The organism is Larkinella rosea (assembly GCF_003858635.1).
Taxonomy (GTDB): domain Bacteria; phylum Bacteroidota; class Bacteroidia; order Cytophagales; family Spirosomataceae; genus Larkinella; species Larkinella rosea.
Map to the genome: position 1 here is coordinate 267,057 of NZ_RQJO01000015.1, position 17,437 is coordinate 284,493.

Annotated in this window: 10 protein-coding genes; 6 read left to right on the forward strand and 4 right to left on the reverse strand. The window is 51.3% G+C overall.

Features of this window, described 5'->3' with window-relative positions:
• Positions 1–21 precede the first annotated feature (21 nt).
• Positions 22–4,815, forward strand: a complete 4,794-nt coding sequence (locus tag EHT25_RS27560; protein ID WP_124878588.1) for a hypothetical protein — start codon at positions 22–24, stop codon at positions 4,813–4,815.
• Here EHT25_RS27560 and upp read toward each other — a convergent pair whose 3' ends face one another.
• Positions 4,816–5,460, reverse strand: a complete 645-nt coding sequence (gene upp / locus EHT25_RS27565) for a uracil phosphoribosyltransferase (protein WP_124878589.1) — start codon at positions 5,458–5,460, stop codon at positions 4,816–4,818. It lies immediately after the preceding gene.
• Between the two features lie 313 nt (positions 5,461–5,773).
• Between upp and EHT25_RS27570 the strand changes: the two genes are divergently transcribed.
• The 3 genes from EHT25_RS27570 to EHT25_RS27580 all read left to right on the forward strand — a co-directional run bounded on the left by EHT25_RS27570 (position 5,774) and on the right by EHT25_RS27580 (position 10,966).
• Entirely contained in the window at positions 5,774–7,381 is a 1,608-nt protein-coding gene (locus EHT25_RS27570; protein ID WP_229311816.1) for a hypothetical protein, read from the forward strand.
• A gap of 81 nt (positions 7,382–7,462) precedes the next feature.
• Positions 7,463–8,041 carry a D-sedoheptulose 7-phosphate isomerase gene (gene lpcA / locus EHT25_RS27575; RefSeq protein ID WP_124878591.1) on the forward strand — a complete coding sequence of 193 codons (579 nt, stop codon included), beginning with the start codon at positions 7,463–7,465 and terminating at the stop codon, positions 8,039–8,041.
• A gap of 72 nt (positions 8,042–8,113) precedes the next feature.
• On the forward strand, positions 8,114–10,966 hold the full coding sequence (locus EHT25_RS27580) for an AsmA family protein (RefSeq protein WP_124878592.1): 2,853 nt from the start codon (positions 8,114–8,116) through the stop codon (positions 10,964–10,966).
• Positions 10,967–10,997: 31 nt separating this feature from the next.
• On the opposite strand, the gene EHT25_RS27585 is transcribed toward EHT25_RS27580, so the two are convergent.
• Entirely contained in the window at positions 10,998–12,056 is a 1,059-nt protein-coding gene (locus EHT25_RS27585) for a class I SAM-dependent methyltransferase (RefSeq protein WP_124878593.1), read from the reverse strand.
• A gap of 107 nt (positions 12,057–12,163) precedes the next feature.
• Here EHT25_RS27585 and EHT25_RS27590 point away from each other — a divergent pair, with 107 nt between their 5' ends.
• The gene (locus EHT25_RS27590; RefSeq protein WP_124878594.1) at positions 12,164–12,757 is read left to right on the forward strand and encodes a cupin domain-containing protein; all 594 of its coding nucleotides are present in this window, start codon (positions 12,164–12,166) and stop codon (positions 12,755–12,757) included.
• A gap of 17 nt (positions 12,758–12,774) precedes the next feature.
• On the opposite strand, the gene EHT25_RS27595 is transcribed toward EHT25_RS27590, so the two are convergent.
• On the reverse strand, positions 12,775–13,650 hold the full coding sequence (locus tag EHT25_RS27595; RefSeq protein ID WP_124878595.1) for a hypothetical protein: 876 nt from the start codon (positions 13,648–13,650) through the stop codon (positions 12,775–12,777).
• Between the two features lie 123 nt (positions 13,651–13,773).
• Positions 13,774–14,151: a hypothetical protein gene (locus EHT25_RS27600; RefSeq protein WP_124878596.1), complete on the reverse strand. Its 378-nt coding sequence runs from the start codon at positions 14,149–14,151 to the stop codon at positions 13,774–13,776.
• A gap of 165 nt (positions 14,152–14,316) precedes the next feature.
• Between EHT25_RS27600 and EHT25_RS27605 the strand changes: the two genes are divergently transcribed.
• Positions 14,317–17,433, forward strand: a complete 3,117-nt coding sequence (locus EHT25_RS27605) for a sensor histidine kinase (protein ID WP_124878597.1) — start codon at positions 14,317–14,319, stop codon at positions 17,431–17,433.
• Positions 17,434–17,437: the final 4 nt, after the last annotated feature.

Here is a 17,437-nt window from a genome sequence, read left to right on the forward strand (position 1 = left end):
TCCGTGGGTACGTACAAAATTATGAACAAGGTATACAGCATTCTATCCGTAATCCTGCTGCTGGCAACGGTGGCGACGGCGCAAACCGTCAAGCTGTCGGAGAGTCCCGAGCAGTTTCTGACGGATTTGCAAAAACTGATGAACGCGGGCGGGGCTTATACCCAGAAAGCCGAGAAAAACCTGGAGACGCTGTTCACCGAAAACCGGTTATCGGCTCCCCAGAAAGAGCGTGTCATTGCCCTGAGCCGGAAGTTGAACGCCAAGCGCTACCAGCCGGTGCAGCAGTTTGCGCCGTTTTACGAAGCCTTGTATCAATTGCTCGTTACGCAGCAGGTGAGCCCGGCCGAAGTGGACAATTACCTGACCATTGCCGAAAAATCGTTCGAAAAATACGATCCAAAAAATCTGTCAAAAGTCCTGGAAACCATTCGGGTGTTTGCCGAAAAGCGGTTTTTGTACACCAACAATTACAATAAGCTCTACGCCAACGGCGGCACCTTTACGCTTCGTTTTGCCGATCCAAACGCCCCTGCGCCCACTTCAAACGCCGACACGCTTGCCGCCAAAAAAACGCCGGTTTCCAAACCAGGCGATTCGGATGGCTGGGATTTACCCGTTGATTCCAGCGGGAAAGTCGTTCCCTTGATGTCGTCCGTCGATCGGAAACCGATTCCGGTGCTGGCCGGGCCGTTGGTGGAAATAAAAGGAGTGGATTTAGTCATGACCACAGCAAACGATTCCGTTGTGGTGAAGAAAACCGATGGCGCGTTATTGTTGAAAGACGGCATGTGGGTCGGGAAAGGTGGTTCGTTTTCGTGGGAGTCGGCGGGCCAACCGGAGACGTTCGTCACCCTGGCCGACTACGCGTTTGCCGTTGCCAATCCTAAAATTACTGCCGACGACGTCCTGCTGACGTTCAAGCCGCTCGCCAAACCCATCAAGGGAACGTTTGAATTTGACAGTAAAAAACGGGTGGCCCGGCAGGCGCCGACGTATCCGCGGTTTATGTCGTGGTCGAACGATGTCGTGCTCAGTAATCTGGGCAATGGCATTACGTACAAAGGCGGTATTGCGCTGGTCGGCACCAAGTTATTCGGTTCGGCGGCCAACGGTCAACCCTCGTTGCTGCAAGTCAGTTTTAAAGGGAAACCGGCGTTTAAAGCCAGCAGCAAGCGGTTTGAGTTTGCTGACTCGGTAATTTCAAGTCCATTGGTTTCGTTCACCGGTTACATTGATGCCGCCGATACGCTGTACCATCCGGGCGTTGCCTTCCGGTATGACCGCGAAACCGGTATTGCCCGCCTGAGCAAGGCCGAAAAGTCGGGGTATTCCGACACGTATTTCAGCGACAGCTACCATAAATTCTACATCCAGCCCGAAATCGTTCGCTGGGATTTACCGCGCCAAAAGGTTGATTTTTACCAGCTTGGAGCGAAAAAAGAAGTACCGGTCCGGTTTGAGTCGTTTGATTTTTTCTATCCTGAACGCTACGCGGGCATGTCCGCCGACTTCGGTTTTCATCCCTTGCAACTAGCGGCCAATTACATCACAACGAAGAAAACACAAACGTTTTTTGCGGACGATCTGGCGATTTACGCCAAAATGAACCCGTCAATCATGCGCAACGTCCTGAATCGGATGATGGCGTTGGGTTACATCGACATGGACCCCAAATCGGAAGAAATGCGGCTGAGCCGGAAAGGCGTACTGTACGTTTTGGCCAACGCCCACAAAAAAGATTACGACAACTTTCTGATTCGCTCGACCTATCCGTCCAATGACAGCACAACCAACGCGACCATCAATCTGACGGATAAATTTCTGACCATTCGGGGCGTTGAGAAATTCAGCATCAGTGATTCGTTGAAAATTACCGCCGTTCCGACGGACAAAACCCTGCGCATCGGTAAAAACCGGGCGTTCACGCTGACGGGACAATTGAAATCCGGTAACATGCGGTACACGGGCCGTGACCTGGGTTTCAATTACGACCAGTTTTCGATGAACATGACCAAAATCGACTCCATCACCTTTACCCCACAGGGAAAGAATCAGGAGATTGGCGGTGATATTCAATACGAAAAACCGGGGACGGTTTTCCTGGCCGATAAAGGCAATAAATCGGGACGACAGAAGGATAAGAAAACGACCCAGCGTCTTTTAATGCCCGAAGGGATGACGGTTTATTTCAACCAGCCCAATCGCGGAAGTCTGGTTTATAACAAAAAAGTATACTTCAAAGTCCCGGCGGTGGATAACGACAGTTTGGGCAAAGGTGACATTGCGTTCGATGGAACGTTCTTTTCCGACGGTATTTTCCCGCCTATTAAAACGACATTGAAGTCGATGCCCGACAATTCGCTGGGTTTTGAGCACACGGCTCCGGCGGCTGGCTATCCGATTTACGGCGGAAAAGGTAACTTGAAGTTTACGGGCAAATTGGTGATGGATAAGAAGGGATTGCGTGCCGAAGGCGTTATTTCGCACTTAAACGCATCCTTACCCGCCAAAGATATTCTGATGACGCCGGACTCGGTTCTGGCATCGGGCGAGTCGGGGCAAATCAAGGAAGGGCTCGTTGGAAAAGCTTATTTTCCGGCGGTTAACCTCAAAAACTACGTCATGAAGTGGTTTCCGAAGGCCGACAGTATGAAAATTTCGACCAAAGCCGATCACTTTAGTTTTTACAACGGCACCACGAATCTGGCGGGCGATCTGGTCATGCGTTCGAGCGGTTTGTTTGGAAAGGGGACGGTAAAACGGACGGATTCGGAAGCCCAGTCTGAAAACATCAAGTTTAACAAAGAAGGCTTTACGGCCGGAAACGCCCAGTTCCGCGTCATGGCAGATAAGCAGGGCACGGCGACCAAACCGATGCTGTTGGGTACGAAAGTCGATCTGGATTTCAACCAGGTTAAAGGCGTGGTGACCATTGCCACCAACAATTCGGCGGCCAATTCATTCAGCGACACGCTGATGTCGAGCCTGGAATTCCCGAATGCGGCTTATAAAACGTCGATCAGCAAGGCGCAGTGGAACATTGCGGCCAAAACCATTACGATGAAAGCGGCCAAGACGTCAACGTTCACGGCCACGGCGGAAGAGCAGGAGGGCTTGACGTTCAACGGCGCTTCGGCGGTTTATGACGTAGACAAAGCCACGCTGAACATCAGCGGAGTACCGTATGTAACCTCGGCCGACGCCCGGATTTATCCCGAAAAAGGGTTAATTACGATCAAACGAAACGGCGAGATGTTGCCGCTCAAAAACGCCCGGCTGGAATTGGATACAACCAGTTTGTTCCATAAACTGAAAGGCGGTAACATTCAGATTCAATCAAGAACCCGGTTTGCGGGGGATGCCATTTACCAGTTTGCAGCTGCGAAAGGCGATACGGCCAACATCAAGATGGGGAGTTTTGAGCTGAAGGAAGCCGCTCCGGTGGCACTGGCGTCCAATTCGCGAACGGCTGGACGAAAAGGTAAAAACGGTAGTGAACTGGCCAAAACGTATTATACCGTGGCCCGCGCCGACGTCGACGAGCGGGACAATGTAACGCTGGCCCCTAAAGTAGCGTTTAAAGGCAGCATTACGATGATGGCACCCGAACAGGATCTGAAGCTGGAAGGAGCCATTAAAATTGCGCTGAAAAAACGGCCCAAGCTGGTGAGCGACTGGATTCCGATGAAGGAAAAAATTGGCGAAACATTCAGTATTAAAGTCGATCAAACCCTGAAAAATGACGGTAATCAGCCATTAACCGCCGGTTTGCATTTCCGGGGTGGCGGCAGCGCCGGACTGTATCCGACGTTTTTATCGACCAAAGAAAGCGATAAGGATGACGATCTGTTCCGCGCGACGGGCGTGATGACCTACGACGAAAAAGAGAAGGTTTTCCGGATTGTGAAGAAAGATGCCGCCGGTCTGGAGGATGTCGAAGGTGCTTTTACGTTCAACGATGCTTCGGGTGTTATGAATTTTCAGGGGCCGGTGAATCTGATGAATACCGGAATGACCGGTTCGACGCCGAACAACCTGGTTTTTGCCGCCGGAACGGGCCGCGCGCAGGTGGACAGCTCGACAATGCGGCTGAATGCGCTGGTCGGTTTTGCCCTGCCGATTCCGCAGCCGGTCAATGCCGCCATTGCTGACAAAATCGTGAAGGCGAATTTGGACGAAAAAAATGACGAACCTGCCGATGATGACCTCGACCGCTTAACGGCGAAACTAGCGGCTCTTATTGGGCAGAAAGCAACGGACGTTTATCGCGTAAAAGCGCAGAACCAGCACGTTTCGATTACGCAGGCAGCTCCCAAATTTGCGGCTTCGCTGGTGCTCTCGAACGTCAACCTGCGTTGGTCGGAAAAATACAACGCGCTCTACAGCGTCGGGTCAATTGGCGTATCGAACATCGATAATGTCGATATCAACGCCGAAATGGAAGGTTTTGTCGAAATCAGAAAACACGACGGGGGCGACGAAGCGACGATTTACCTGGAAGCATCGCCGGACATCTGGTTTTACTGGGATTATAAGTCGGGCGGGGGCGCAACGGCCCAGCTGGCCTTGCTGACCTCCGATCAGGAGCTGAACGATCGCATTATGGCAGGTGGCAAAAATGGCGGCAAATCGGCCTTGTCCATTGTACCAGCCGATGTTTTCGAGAAAACCCAGTTTACGGACCGGTACATGGATCAATATAAAACCCGGGAAAAACCGAAACCGCAACCAAAAGCTGCGGCTACGAAAGACGCACCGAAGAAAGTAGTTGAAAAGAAGAAGGAAAAAGCCGACGAGAAAAAGGAGGGATTCTGATCAGATTTTCTCGCCAAATGCCAGATCGCCCGCGTCGCCCAAACCCGGAACGATGTAATAATGCGAATTCAGCCGCTCATCGATGGCTCCCAGCCAGAGGTGACATTGCGGCATTTTTTCCTGAACGTACCGCACGCCTTCCGGGCTGGCCAGAACGGCGGCAATGTGGGTTTTAGCCGGTGTTCCAAACCGCAGCAGGGCGTGGTAAACCTTCTCCAGCGACCGGCCCGTGGCCAGCATTGGGTCCATCAGAATAACGGTTTTTCCGCTCAGGTCGGGGCTGGAAATGTAATCCATCGCTACTTCAAACTCTTCACCAACCGGCAGATAACCGCGATAAGCGCCAATAAACGCATTTTCGGCCCGGTCGAAATAATTCAGAAAGCCCTGGTGGAACGGTAAGCTGGCCCGCAGAATGGTGGCCAGAACCGGTGGCGTCTTGATCAGGGGCGTCGGTGCAACCCCTAGTGGCGTTTTTACTTTCGCGATCTGAAACGACATCGATTTGGATATTTCGTAGGCCATCAGTTCACCTAGTCGCTCCAGATTTCGCCGAAAACGCATCTGATCTTTCTGAATGGTAACATCACGGAGTTCGGCAATAAACTGGTCGGCAATTGAGGGATGGTCGGCGAAAACAAACATAGGGGCTTTTTCAACGTAATTTAAAGGGAATGTGTCGGATAATCCAAACCCTTTCCCTAATTTGTGCATCGAATTCAGAATGTGTTATTTAGACAACGGTCCAGGTGTTGTCCGTGTGAAGCTTCCAATGAGGACTTTTTTTACAATCGGGATAGCTTTTGTTTTGCTAAGGTCGGGGTCGATACAGGCACAAAGTCAAAAGATACCTTTAAATGCTGATTATTACCACCTGATTGACCGTCTTGAAATCAAAAAAGGCGAATGGTCAACCAGTTTTCACAGTACCATAAAACCGTATACCCGCCAGGCCGTCGTGCAGCTCACCGACAGTATTCTGGCCGACTCGCATGTCCGGTTATCCCCCGTCGATCGCTTTACGCTTCGCTACCTGCGCGACGATAGCTGGGAGTGGGTTCCCAAAACGTATCCCGATTCTCTTCCTCTATTACAGTTACTAACGACCGAATTACGGGGTAGCCAGAAACAGGTGGGCGACAGTCGACGTGCTTTAGGAACATTTTATAAAAAGAAAAATGACTTCTATAGCTACGAAAACGCGGATTTTGACGTTCACGTCAGCCCGGTTATCAACTTTGGTTATGGCGCCGAAAACAATACCGGAGCAGAAGGAGCTTCGTTCAATCCCTACGTCAATACACGCGGTCTTGAAATCCGGGGGAGTATTGGGAAACGGTTGAGCTTTTATACGTATCTGTCCGATAATCAGATTCTGTACCCCCGGTTTATTGGAGAATATGGTGCTCAGTACACCACCAATTCAGAGCTGGGATTTGCGCCGTTTGAAGGATTCGTCAAGAAAATTGCAGCGAAACGTTCCGCTTTTCCGGGAGCGGATTTTCTGGCGGCCAGAGGGTATATTACCTTCAATGCGTTGAAGATTATCAATGTTCAGTTTGGGCATGACCGTAATTTTTTTGGTAATGGCTACCGTTCCCTGTTGTTATCGGATAACAGTTCACCCTATTTATTTCTAAAAATCAGCACCCAGCTGGGGCGGTTTCAATACACGAATTTGCTGACGGAATTTCAAAACAGCCAAATTCCGCCCGGTACGTACGAGCAGTTGAATCCGCAGAAATATGCCGCGATTCACCACCTGAGTGTGAACCTTGGTAAACACATCAACCTGGGTGTATTTGAAGCCGAAGTGTTCAGTCGCAGCCAGCTCGAATTGAACTATTTTAATCCGGTTATCTTTTACCGCTTCATCGAATCGTACCGGGGCAGTGCCGACAATGCGCTGGTGGGCTTTGATTTCAAAGCCAATTTTGCGCGGCATTATATGATTTACAGCCAGCTGATGTTTGATGAATTCAAGTTCAGCGAATTGAAAGCCGCCAATGGGTCATGGACGAATAAATACGCGATTCAGGCCGGTTTTAAGTACATCGACGCATTCGATATTCCCAATCTCGATATTCAGGGCGAAATGAATCTGGCCCGGCCCTATACGTATTCCCACCGGTCGGGCCAGACCAATTACGTGAATTACAACCAGCCGCTGGCGCACCCGCTTGGGGCGAATTTCATCGAAGGGCTGGCCATTGTGCGGTATCAACCCGCCAACCGGTTTACCATTACCGGTACGTTTGGTCTGATGAGTTACGGCGTCGATCCGCCTAATCGCAATTACGGCGGCAATCTCCTGCAAAATTACGAAAGCCGCATCGAATGGCCGGATCAGCCGCTGGGAGCGGGGCATCACATTGGTCAGGGGCGTAAAACGCTGGTTTCCTACGGCGATGTGCGCGTCTCATACATGCTCAAACACAACCTGTTTATCGACTTTCAGCAAATTGTCCGCAAGAGTGATAGTCAGCTCGAACGACTGAAATACAATACGTCATCTGCTTCTTTTGCGCTGCGCTGGAACCTGCCCTACCGGACGTTAGTTCTCTAGAAATTGCGCAGCGGTTTTTGAGTTGAGGGTTTATTTTTCTGCAAACCGGCTCACTAACAACGCGTTAACCACTTGCATGCCATGCTTGAACAAACCATTCGTCAGGAACTGACCGAAGCCCGCTCGGTTCTCGATGCCTTTCTGAACGACCCCAACCAGATTGCTGCCATCGAAAAAGCCGCCCGGCTGATGGCCGAAGCGCTGCAAAAAGGGCATAAAATCATTTCCTGCGGCAACGGCGGTTCGCATTGCGACGCCATGCACTTTGCCGAAGAGCTTTCGGGCCGGTACCGCGACGAACGGCGGGCGCTGGCGGCTATCGCCATTTCCGATTCCAGCCACCTCAGCTGCGTGGGCAATGACTACGGCTATGATTTTGTGTTTTCGCGGTTTATCGAAGGGTTGGGCAACGCGGGCGACGTGTTGCTGGGCATCAGCACGAGCGGTAATTCGGGCAACATCATCCGGGCCGTGGAAGCCGCCCGGCAACGGAACATGCAGGTGGTTTTGCTGACGGGGAAAGACGGCGGCAAGCTGGCCGGAACCGCCGACGTTGAAATCCGGGTGCCGCATTTTGGCTACGCCGACCGCATCCAGGAAGTACACATCAAAGTCATTCATTTGTTTATTCTGCTCATCGAAAAACTGGTGATCGGGTAAGACCTCCCCGGAAATTATTCAAACTTTTTTGGCTTTTGTTTGTCCTATATAAATAGAACACAAGCAATTAGCATGAAAAAAACCGGGATCATCACTGCATCGGTGCTGGGCGTTTTACTCCTGACGGCCTGGATTGTGCCGATGTTTTTTCGGGATAAAATTGTAACCCGGCTTCAGCAGGAACTGAATAACCGGCTAAATGCCCACGTCTCTTTTCGGCCGGAAAAGGTCAGTTTATCGCTGCTTCGTCATTTTCCCAACCTGACGCTTCAAACCGATTCGCTCAGCATTGTCGGGCAGTCGCCGTTCCGGGGCGACACCTTGCTCAGCGTCCGCGCTTTTGAAATGTCGGTCAATTTGCTGAGTGCGGTTTCGGGTGATAAACTGAAACTGAACGGCGTTTACCTCGATCAACCCCGGATTCTGGTCAAACTCCTGCGCGACGGGCGCGCCAATTACGATATTTATAAAGCCGCTGAAAGCGATGGACCGGAAAAGGCCGATACGAGTCAGACGGCTTTTACGCTCGATATCGACGAATGGGAGATAAAAAACGGCCTGATTCGGTACGAAGATCAGAGCCTGCCGCTAACCGTTCGGCTGGAAACGGTCAACCATTCGGGCAGCGGCAGTTTGTCGGCTGAAATTGCGGATCTGGCGCTCAATACAAAAGCGGAACGGATCACGGTTTCGTACGATGGAATGGAATACCTGAGCGACAAAAAGCTGGATTCCGATATGAAACTGCGGGCCGATTTTGAAAAGGCGGTTTATACATTTGCCGAAAACCGCATCCGTTTAAACGATTTACCCATCGAATTAAACGGCTCGATTTCAACTGGTGCAATGCCGACGGATACGTCGATGCGATTTGATCTGACGTATCGTTCGCCCGAAAGTGATTTCAAAAATCTGCTGTCGCTCGTGCCCGGCATCTACTCCGAGCGGTTTCAGGGCATCGACGCCGACGGAACGGTTCGCTTTGATGGAAAAGTGAAAGGTAGTTACAACGGAAAACAAATCCCGGCTTTTTTGCTGAATCTGGCGGTGAACGACGGGCGGTTTAAGTACCCGAATCTGGCGTCGGCAGTGGAACACATTGGGTTGGATCTGACCGTCTCGAATTCGACCGACCAGCTGACCAATACGGTTATTAACCTGAAAAAACTGGCGGCCGATCTGGGGCATAATCCGGTTCGCGGCCGGGTTTTGCTGAAAGGACTGACGCGATCGGTGGTCGATGCGGACGTAACGGCCAAACTGAACCTGGAAGAATTGACGCAGTTGTTCCCGATCGACAGCCTGACGTTGCGGGGGCTGGCCGATTTGAATGTGAAAGCCAAAGGCGTTTACGATAAAACTGCCAACCGATTCCCGGTCGTCGATGCACTGATGCGGCTACAGAACGGGTTTGTCAAGTCCATGAAGGTTCCGGAACCAATCAATGGGATTAACGCCGTGGCAAGTTTGACAAACCGGACGGGAAACCTGACTGATACCCGCGTCGACATTGCCAACCTGCAATTGAAGCTGGCCGGTGATCCGTTTCAGGCGAAAGGCTGGGTGCAGAATTTCGACGATTATTCGTACGATATTACCGCCAAAGGACGGCTGGACCTGACGAATTTAACCCGGATTTTTCCGGTAGAAGGAACGAAACTCGCCGGCTTGATCGATGCAAACATTGAAACGAAAGGCCAGCTTTCGGATGCCAAAGCGAAGCGGTATGACCGGCTGCCCACGAGTGGAACGATGGCCATTACCAAACTCAGTTATAAAGGCGAAAGCCTGCCGCAGGGACTGACGCTAAACACCGCCCGATTGCATCTGTCGCCCGGAAAACTGACCGTTGAACAGGCCAACGGCTTGCTCGGCACGAGCCAGTTCACCGCCGACGGTTTTCTGAGTAATTACATGCCTTTTTTGCTGGACGACAACCAGCCGCTGGAAGGCACGCTGAACGTTCGGGCCAATCGCCTGAATATCAACGAATGGATAACCGATGATTCACAACCTCAGGCCAAAACCGCCCAACCATCGGTGATTGAACTTCCGAAAAATATCCGGTTTACGATGAATGCGAACGTCGATCAGGCGGTGTATGACAAAATGCCGTTGAACAACATCAAAGGTCAGCTCGAACTGGCCGATGGGGCGTTGCAGATGAAAAAGGTAACGTTCAATTCGCTGGGTGGGCAGTTTGTTACCAACGGAACGTATGACCCCACAAATCTGGCAAAACCGCGTTTCGCATTCGATATCGATATTGCCAACGCGGAGGTTTCGCAAGCTTATAAACACCTGACGCTGGCGAAAGTCATTTTTCCGCTGGCGCAGTACGTGATCGGGCGATTTTCAAGCAAATTTGCCGTCGACGGGCGGCTGGAACCGGATATGATGCCGGATCTGAACAGTTTAACAGGCAATGGTCTGGTCGAGATTGTGCAGGCCACCTTGAAAAACAATCCTGTTCTGGAGCGGCTTTTTGAGAAAACGAAGCTGACCGATCTTCGAAATCCGAATTTCAAAGACCTGTTAATGAAAGTCGAAGTGAAAAACGGTTTTGTGTCGATCCGGCCGTTCGACGTAAAAGTGAAAGACAATATCGTGACGGTTTCGGGCTCGAATTCGCTGGAAGGCGATCTGAAATACACGCTGAAACTGGATGTGCCGACCGGAAAAGCGGGCGTTCAGTTTGCCAATGCGTTTTCGTCGCTGACGGGTCAGCCGCTGGGCAATGTCGATCGGGCTAAAGTCGATTTTGCCCTCGGCGGAAATTACAAAAAACCGCAGTTCAAATTCCTCGGTGGGCAAACCGTCAATGAGGTGAAGGATGCCGTAGTGAAACGCGCCAAGAATGATTTGAAAGAACAGGGCCTGAAGTGGCTGCAAAAGCTGGCCAAGACCCCGAAAGATTCGACGTAGCCTTTGAAAACCACCTGACAATCAGGTGTTTTTATTTTTTAGCGGCCACCATTGCCCGGCCCGGAATCGATAGATACGTTTTTACTTTGAACGGTTTCAGTCCCGCAGCGGTTTGCCAGGATTGAATCTCGCGGATGGAATAATTGCCCGCCGTACTGGTTAATCCGTAAAACAGATCCATGCTGCTGCCCACCAGATTGGTGCCCACTGCGCCCGCTTCTCCGTCGGACTCGGGTCGGATAAACTCGTTGACAATGTAGACACCGCCCGGTTTGAGCGCTTTTGCCACTTTCCGGGCCACCTCCCGGTTTTGTTTATCCGAAAAATGGTGTGCCAGACTCGACATCAACACAATGTCATAGCGGTTTTCTCCGAAATCGTCCGTCAGCGCGTTACCCGCCTGATGCCGGACCCGATCGCCCATGCCTGCGCGCGCCAACAACGGAGCCGCCTGCTCGATGGCCTGGGGCAGATCCAGAATAACCGCCTGGAGATGGGGCATTTTGCGGCATAAGGCCACTGAATGCTGGCCGTGCGAGCCCCCAATATCGAGCATGTGCGTGGCGGTTTTCGGAACGGGGGCTTTTCGGCCAAACTCCTTCGCTTCCGTGCTGGTTGCTGCCACCATGGCCTGCTGGTAATACGCCCATTGCTGGGTCGTCAGGTGATCGTGGTACTGAATGCCTTCCCCGGTTTGCAGATACTTTCCCAACTGATCGAGCCACGGCCAGACCACCCGGTTATTGAACACCATCATCCCAAAAACCGACTCTTCGTTGTTTTTCAGCAGCCAGCGTCGGCTGATGCGGGTCAGCGTATACCGGCCTTCGTGGCATCGGAAATAGCCCAGAACCGTTAGCAACCCCATGAGTTCCCGCAGGGCTTTCGGGTGTAGCTGACACTCCACCGCGATTTCTTCAACGGTCTGCTTTCCGGCATGAACCGCGTCAAAAATACCTTTATCGGCCGCTTCGAGAACCGCTTTGCCAACGATTGGGAAAATCTGGGCGTGCAACAGTGGCAAGGGTACCAGGTTGATTTTGAGAGCGATCCATTCCAGAAGGCTCTCGGGCGTGACGGTTAGTCGCATGCGGAGACTAAAATTTATTCTTAATAATTTTAACGTATATTCGTTTTCATTTATAACCGGATTTCGCAGTGAATCGCTGGAAAAAGCGGGTTTTATTTTTTTAGGGCATGAGTAAGGTGCAGGATTTTATTAACTCGGGAATACTGGATGAATACGGTCTTGGACTTCTTCTGCCCGACGAAAGGCGGGAAGTGGAACGAATGGCGCGTTTATATCCGGTCGTTCAGCGGGCGATTGATCAGCGGATACAGGAGCTTCAGAGTGCTGATCACGAGACGGTTACGCCAACTAAAAACCTGAAAAACCGCATTCTGGCCGGGCTGGGCGAATCACCGGTTTTTGATTTAAATGACCTGCCGCTCATCAACGTATATTCCGACGCCGATCAGTGGCAGCGCACCATCGCGGCCTTTCAGCCAACCCACGACTACCGGAACCTCTATGTGCATCCGCTGCGGGAGAATGAGAAAGTGACCCAATTTATTCTCTGGACAAAAGTAGAAGTAAAGCCCGAAGATCACCACGACGAACTCGAAAGTTTTCTGATTCTGGAAGGCGAATGCGAATGCCGGATCGGTGGCGAAACCGTCCGGCTTTCGGCGGGAGATTATGTGGATATTCCGCTGGATGTGGAACACACGGTCCGGGTGTTATCGCCCGAACCGGTGAAAGCCCTTATTCAGCGCGTGAAACTGGTGTGAAGTTCGTCGGTAACCAGCTACTTTTTGACCAGACTCGCGATGTCGATCGGTAAACCGATGGACATGTTAAAGAACAGATTTCCACGGCCGAACGACTTCAAATCGCCGGCAATAATAATATTGGAAGGAACCGCTCGGATCATTCCCCGCAACGACACGAATCGTTGGGATTTATAGTCAATGGCCCGGTTGGCCGGACTTCCAATCGTTTCAAAAACACTGGCAAAGCCAACCGAAGGCTGTAAATAGAATTCGCAGTTTTTTGTAAAACTTTCGAAAACCACCCCGAAGTTGAAAAACGTCTGGTAGAGCTTTCGGGTAGGAATAATAGTCCGGTCAGACGTAATGGGCAACGTACTGATGACTTTATCCTTTGGAAAATCCTTGGTATAAACCGTTGAATCAATAACCGCTGAATTCTTGATTTGGGGTGCTCCCGTTTGCTCGCGATAGGTGAATTCAATGCCAAAAAACGGACTGATTGACGTGTGGTTTGAAAGATCAAATTCCCGCATCAAATTAAAATAACCGCCCCAGGCCCGAATGTTTCGAGCGACCGATACGTCGTATTTTTGCGTATAAATGGTACTTTCTCCTTCTTTTAACCCATTTTTTACATCCGGTGAAAAGTAGCGGGTCTGGAAAATAACCGAATCGGAAATGGCATTTTTATTGGTGTACAGACTAAACCGTCCTTTCACTTTATCGGAGAAATTCAACCGTTTGATCAATTCGAACGAAGCACTGGTTACTTTTTTATCTCCCAGCGGATCGATGTTTGTTCCGCCGAATAAATAGAAATCGAGTGGTTCAACAATTTTTTCCGTTTCTTCCTGACCGAAAGAAACGGAAGCAACCAACATCAATACGGCAACTAAGGTACGCTTTTTCACAATTTTACATGTTTAACCGGGACAGGTATGTTAATGAACTATTTTAGTCAATTGGCTGACAGACAGGTTGAAATGTTCAGGATAGAAGCGTAGCAAAGCGGTTTTTTCGATCGCGATGACTGCTTAAATTCCCCTTGGCAAATCCCCGCCGTCCACCGAGAACAGGACTTCCGATTTTTGGGAAATCAAGCGCGTCAGTTTATTCAGCGAACCATGAATCCGTATGCCCCGCACCCCGCGCGGATAATCTTTCCACAAGAAGGGTTCCGCGATGGCGATCGTGATGACATCCGTCCTGACGCCATTGTCGGGGTATTCGCCCACGAAATCAAAATCCCAGATGCCGTCGATGGGCGGAGTGATGTAAACGTAGGGCACCAGGTAGGCCCGCAGATAACCGCCGTGCGCCATTTCCGCGGACGCGCTAATCACCAAAAGGGGTGGATGCGTTTTGTAACTGTTTAAATCCACCGATAAAACCGTTAGTGCTTTATTTTTCATCGTTATAAGTCGGTTATCAATCAATCAGGTGAGTAGAATCTGCTCCTATTTTTCCGTAAATTTCCGGCGCTATGCTCAGGGGGCCTATACCCCTTTTGGGGTATTTTAGAGAGGTATTTCTGTGTTCATTGCAACGACGGCCTTTAACGCTCAAAAAACGCTACCATGAATCGCGCGGGATTTATAGCGTTGTTACTATTGCTCACCGGGGGCGGGGGCTTATGGAGCCAGGCTCAGACAATCCGTCAGCTCCGGTTCGACCACCTGACCATTGATCAGGGTCTTTCCAACAATGTGGTTTATGCGATGCTTCAGGACCGGCAGGGCTATCTGTGGTTCGCGACCGACAATGGCCTGAGTAAATACGATGGCTATGCCTTTACGACATACCGGAAAGTCCCGGGCGATTCCACCTCACTGGCGGGCAATGCCGTAATTCAGTTGATGGAGGACAAAGAAGGGCTGATCTGGATGGGAATGATGGGGCAGGGCATTTGTAAATTCGACAAACACACCGAAAAATTTACCTGTTACGGTCTTGATTCCCGGAATCTTACCCAGGGAACCGTGCACGCCCTGGTCGAAGATCTGGCGGGGCATTTGTGGATTGCGAACGGGGGAGCCGAATTGCGAAGGTTCGACAAGCGGACCGGCATGTACTCCCGGTTTAATTATGCAACGCTATTGGCGCAAGCGAACAAACCCGCACAGATCAATGCCGTCTGCCGCGATAAAACGGGAACCATTTGGGTGGGCAGCCAACAGGGCCTACACCGGATGAACGTAAAACCGGCCCAGGCCGGAAAACCGGTCGAGGTCAATTTTACTACTTATCGCCATGACCCTGCCGATCCCCAAAGGCTCAGTCATGATCGGGTGCGGGAAATTTACGAAGACCGGGTCGGCATGCTCTGGGTGAGTACCGAAAGCGGGTTGAGCCAGTTCAACCCAAAGAGCGGAACGTTTAAACTTTTTTCGTACGAGGTAAATCCATCGGCGTCCGTCAATGCGGCTATTAACCGCGATTTCCGCCATTTGACCGAAGACCGGCAGGGAAATCTCTGGATAAGCACCAACAGCAACGGCCTGTTTCGGCTTAACGCGGAGCGGAATGAATTCACGCAGGTCGTGCACGACCCAACTGATCCGCTGAGTTTAAGCGGTAATTTTGTCATTGCCCTGCTGGTCGACCGGGCGGGTTTGTTGTGGGCCAGCGTTTGGGGCGAAGGCGTCGACAAGGCCAATCCCCGGCAGCAGCCTTTTCAGCATTACCGACCGCTACCCCCTCCGCGGTCTTCCCTGAGCAATAAGTATGTCGATGGCATTCTGGAGGATCAGTCGGGAACGGTCTGGATCGGTACGGGTGCGGGTTTGGACCGGTTTGACAGAAGTACGGGTCTTTTTACGCATTATCGACTTAAAACCGACAACCCTAAAAATCCGCCCCCCGTCAATGCGTTGCTCGAAGATCGGGATGGTAATTTATGGGTAGGCAGCCGGGGCGATTTAACTTTGTTCAACCGGAAAACCGGCGAATTCAAGTTTGTCTCGCAAGACACCGTCCGCTATCCGGGGCTGGGCGGCAATACTGCCATTTTCACGCTTTACGAAGACCGACAGGGCCTGATTTGGCTGGGTACGGCAAATGGAGTTAAGAGTTTCGACAGAAAGACGGGAGCGGTTACGCACTACGCCTACGATCCGAAAAACGCGCAAGGCATCGCCGATCCCTGGGCAATCGCGTTGCTCGAAGATAAGCGGGGAAATTTTTGGGTGGGCACCGGCAGCGTGGCGCTGAATCGGTTGGATCGCAAAACCGGGCAGTTTACGCATTACCGCCCGGATCGTCGCAAACCAGGCAGCATTACGTCGGATGCGGTTCAGAGCATTTTCCAGGATTCGAAAGGAAATCTCTGGTTCGGGACTTTGGGGGGTGGTTTGTGCCGGTTTGATTATGAAACGGCACATTTTCAGGCTTTTACACAAGCCGATGGACTGGCCGACAATTCCATTTTTTCGATGGAAGAAGATGGGGAAGGGCAATTGTGGTTGGGTACGTCCAAAGGGCTTTCCCGGTTTTCGTTGGCAAACCGGCGCATTGTTAATTACGATGTCAGTGATGGATTGCTTCACGACGGGTTTCGAAAAGCCCATTTTCGGGGAAAAAGCGGATTGTTGTACTTTGGCGGGGTCAATGGATTCACCCTGTTCGATCCCCGGCTGCTAACCACCAACCGCCATCGTCCTCCCATCGTCATTACGCAGGTCAAATTAGTTGATAAACCGCTCTCCGATGCAGTGGATGCGAAAACCCTGGAGTTTAAGTACGATGAAAACTTTTTCTCCTTTGAATTCGCAGCCCTGGACTATGCGGTTCCGTCCAAAAATCAGTATGCGTACCGGCTGGTCGGGTTGGAAAAAGATTGGGTTTACAGTGGCTCGCGACGGTATGCCAGCTATACCGGCCTTGATCCGGGAACGTACGTTTTTCGGGTGAAAGGGTCGAACAACGATGGCGTCTGGAATGAAACGGGAACGCAGGTCAATGTCATTATTCATCCACCCTGGTGGCAAACGACCTGGTTTCGACTAACGGCGGCTTTGTTTCTGCTCCTGCTGGCCGGTATGGGTATCCAACTGTACACAAGGACGAAACTGCGTCGACAACGGCACGAGATGAAGCAGGTTTTGCAGGCGCAGGAAGGCGAACGGCATCGGCTGGCGGCTGATTTACACGACGATCTGGGAGCTACTTTGTCCGCCATTAAAGGGCAGATGGAAATCGTGCATCAACGTACCGATGCGTTATCCCAGCCGATCGGGCTGATGGAAAAAGCCCTGCGCGACCTGCGTCACATCTCCCACAACCTGATGCCGCCGGAGTTTGCCCGGCTTGGGCTGACCGAAGCGCTTTCGGAAACCGTAAACCGGGCCGAAGCCAATTCCGGAATTGACTTTCTGTTTATTACCTACGGGGAACAGCGCCGGTTCGACAACGAAATTGAGTTGACGATCTATCGGATTGCGGTTGAACTCATCCAGAATGCCATCAAACACGCCAAAGCGCGGCAGGTTACGATTCAGTTGATTTTTTACCCGGAACAGGTATCTTTATTAGTCGAAGACGACGGCCGGGGCTACGCGGCTGCCAGGCAAAATAAGCCCGCCGGTATTGGGCTGCGTAATATTGACTCCCGCGTGACGTATCTAAAGTCGAAATTAGCGGTCGATTCCGGCGAGCGGGGAACCACCGTGACCCTGGAAGTGCCCATCCATTCGTAAATGT